The following is a 3,319-nucleotide window of genomic DNA, read 5'->3' as shown; positions in this document are numbered from 1 at the left end:
TATAAATCGCCTTTTTTATCATATTTTCTACCTACAATAAATTTTCTACCACAGATTTACTCACACTCTTTGCAGTATTTTTTTTATGATTTTTACATTTTGTTTGCATTACTCCCCGCATTCAAATCCTACTTGGGAGCTATGAATCACGCCATAGATTGCCTCTCTTGTGTCTTTAGCGTTTGGTGCGATATAGGCGACTTTATACCATTTGGGGTTGGTAGAGTCTTTGCCTAAAAATACGATTCTACCTTTGTTTGCGCTAGATTCTGTTATGTTGCAAGTCTCTCCATAATCAGCGTCAAATTTCTTTTTGTGTTGCACGATTTCATTTTTTTTGTATGGAGTATAAAATCTTGCCATTTGGCGATTCGCGCAAGTTTATGTAAGAATCTTTGGAAACCCAAACAAGACTGCTCATTTCCTCTTTTTTATAAAATGTTTGCCTTATTTCGCCTTTTACATTAAGGTTTTTAAAATCCACATAATCTATGCCACCCTCTATCCAATCTGTCATAAAATTCTTATGATTAGCAATATCCACTTCTGCCCTTACCATAAAATCTGACAGGGCATATTTTTCACGCCAATTTTGCCCCAATGCGTGAGATATTTTTGTAGTGATATTTTTATCTAAGCAATGGTGCTGTTTTGAGTGCTCTTCATCATCGCTTCTGCATAGCGTAAATTTGAGATACTCATCAAACACACTATTGCTATCAGGCACAAACAATAACTCTCTAAATCCCCAACCTGCCATATCTGCTATAACGCCCGTTCTCCACACTAAAACACCACTTATGCGCCCTTTGCCCTCATATATGGTATTACTATATAGCTTGTCAGTGTGTGTTTTTTTGACAAAAGAGCCATTTATAATGTCTCGCTTTTGTCGCAAAGAATCTATATCTAAGCCAAAGGCTACGGATATAATGCCAAAGTTTGCAAAAAGTAATATAAACAATGCGCTTTGTAATTTCTTGCAAAATCTCATTTATGCTCCTTTGATTTTATGGATAAAAATTGATTTATTTTTTTATCGGTATCAAATATTATATTTTGCTCTTCTCTGATTTTAACAAGGAAATTTTTGATTGGCTGTTTGTCTTTGTAGTTTTTGAAAGATTCTGTGTCGTGTTTTACCAATTCATTCATAAGAATATGTATAAAATCATTTGTGCCAATAGTGATTGAAACAATATCTATAATTTTGTTATTAACTTTTCTTTTGTCATAAGATAATTCATTTCTAAATTGATTAGCTGGAAGTAGGCAACCCTCACTATCGCCACCACCTGAACCATTATGAATAAGTATCGTATTTCTGCCTTTTGTGTTTATAAATTCTGGTAGTATATGTGTGTGATAAGGATATATGTTTGCTAAACTAGCTGAAACCTTAGAACAATTACATAAAAATTTTTCGTTTGTTTGTTTTTCAATATTTTGTAGTGTTTTATAAAATTCAAAATTTGTTTTTAAATATGTGCGCTTGCTTGAATACCTCCAAAATACATTATATTCCCCCGCTGGAATCTTTGTATCGCTTCCGCTTGTTATTTGCTGTTGCTCTGGTGGCAATGTGCCTACTACTACTTCGTTTCCTGCAACTTTTACTTTGTGTTTTGGGTTAAGGTTTATCCCTGCTGGCTCTATGATATAGCCTTTTATATCTTTGCCTTGTGAATCTTTGACTATTTCATCATCTTTTTTAAGCGTAAATTCACTAATAGTCGCCCAATATGCAAAGTTTTCATTGTTTGGGCTATACTCCCACTTTCTTACCACCTCTAGCACCATTTGTTCTTTTTGGGTTTGTGAATCTTTGCTTGATTTTGTGTTAGATTCTGTATTAGATTTGTTTGAATCTGCATTTGATTGATTGCTAGATTCTGCGCTAGATTCACTCATAGATTCTGCGTTTTCATTGCCTTTTTTCGCATTATCAAATTCTGCCACCTCCTCATCTAGTTCGAAAATATCCTTTGCTTTTGGAGTCGCACCATTTTTAAATTGCAGTGGCACTCCATTATCGGTAAAAATCTGCGAAATTTGCTGGGCGATTATCGCGCTATCACCGTTGATTATAAGCGTATTTGAAAGCGCAGAATCTAAAATTGTAACGATTGCTTTGCAGGGCGTTGCAACACCCAAAATATTATTTTGACAACCAATAATTTGTGCCTGCAATAAATCCTGCTTTGTTAGCACGCAACTTCCATCAACCTCTAGCAATTTATTGTTGCTAAAAGCCACGATTTTACCCTTATGAGCGCATTCTACGGCGTCAGATTCTAGCAGTGGATTTAGTTTTGGCACAATGATTTGTCCTTTGAATTTTTAATTCCTATGTAGATTTATTTTTGATTTTACTTCATTTCATTTTAAGTATTATCATTGTAGATTCTTTACTCGCACTCTTTGCAGTATTTTTTTATGATTCTCTCCACTTCGGCGTTGTATTCATGAGATTCATACATTTTTAGGCAAACTTCTGCTAAACGACTAGGCTCATAGTCTTTAGCTTGAGATTTTCTAGCCTTTGTTACAAAATCTGTTATGTCTTGCAATGAGCCATCAAAATTATAATGCGTAAGCTGACAAAGTTGAGCCACAAATGCCGAAGTAGAATCTTGCTTTTGTAGCGTATCAAATGATACGCCAAAACATTTGCTTAACCCCAAAAATGCAAGTTTATCACGCATAAAATTCTTTCTGCCACTTTTTAATCCCACAAACAATTCCATTCCTTTTTGTTTGTATGTCGTTTTATCGTTTTTTGTTTCTATATCAATGTATTTTTTGCAACTTATAGAGGCGTTTTGGGCGATAGATTCTAGCTCTACTTGCGGTATCAAAGGCACAAATCCACCACTTTTGCACACGCCCATAAATAAAAACAATGTGAATATATAGTTTTTCATTTTTGACATTTATTTAAGCCTCCAAAAATAAAAATTTTTTGCCTTATAATAATTAAGATAATTCAATAATGTATCCTCTTTTTTATTGTCTATTTGTATATTTACTCCTATTTTTTTACGTCATACAAATGACCACTATATCCATCGTTATACCATAATGTTGTATGTCCTGTTGCTAAACTATTGGCAAATTCCATAACCACTATACCATTATTGCTATTTTCTTTTAACCATTTTATACAATGGCTCAAGACAACTTAAGACAAAATAAAGGAGTCTTAAGTTATGATGTCAGCGATGAAAAACAAGTATATCATTCGTTCAAGAATTTCAGAGGCAAAAACAAGAGAAATTATTAAATATGTTTCTACTTCGCTTACGCTCGTAGCTTTTGT

General features: G+C 33.7%; 4 protein-coding genes. All 4 read right to left on the bottom strand.

Annotated features, from left to right (window positions below):
* Positions 1-108: 108 nt before the first annotated feature.
* Positions 109-363: a hypothetical protein gene (locus ACWIX0_RS13120; protein WP_454174433.1), complete on the bottom strand. Its 255-nt coding sequence runs from the start codon at positions 361-363 to the stop codon at positions 109-111.
* Positions 329-994, bottom strand: a complete 666-nt coding sequence (locus ACWIX0_RS13115) for a hypothetical protein (protein WP_454174432.1) — start codon at positions 992-994, stop codon at positions 329-331. The genes ACWIX0_RS13120 and ACWIX0_RS13115 overlap by 35 nt, the downstream gene beginning before the upstream one ends.
* Positions 991-2,319: a DUF5675 family protein gene (locus ACWIX0_RS13110; RefSeq protein ID WP_454174431.1), complete on the bottom strand. Its 1,329-nt coding sequence runs from the start codon at positions 2,317-2,319 to the stop codon at positions 991-993. The genes ACWIX0_RS13115 and ACWIX0_RS13110 overlap by 4 nt, the downstream gene beginning before the upstream one ends.
* A gap of 89 nt (positions 2,320-2,408) precedes the next feature.
* Entirely contained in the window at positions 2,409-2,933 is a 525-nt protein-coding gene (locus ACWIX0_RS13105; RefSeq protein ID WP_454174430.1) for a hypothetical protein, read from the bottom strand.
* Positions 2,934-3,319 lie beyond the last annotated feature (386 nt).

It is taken from the genome of Helicobacter sp. T3_23-1059, assembly GCF_053654515.1.
Note: the sequence above shows the minus strand (reverse complement) of the source record. Positions and strands in the feature narration are given on the sequence as shown.

Bases quoted from the DNA above. Each gene is read 5' to 3' on its own strand.
- ACWIX0_RS13120 (WP_454174433.1), bottom strand. From the start codon at position 363: ATGGCAAGATTTTATACTCCATACAAAAAAAATGAAATCGTGCAACAC.
- ACWIX0_RS13115 (WP_454174432.1), bottom strand. From the start codon at position 994: ATGAGATTTTGCAAGAAATTACAAAGCGCATTGTTTATATTACTTTTT.
- ACWIX0_RS13105 (WP_454174430.1), bottom strand. From the start codon at position 2,933: ATGTCAAAAATGAAAAACTATATATTCACATTGTTTTTATTTATGGGC.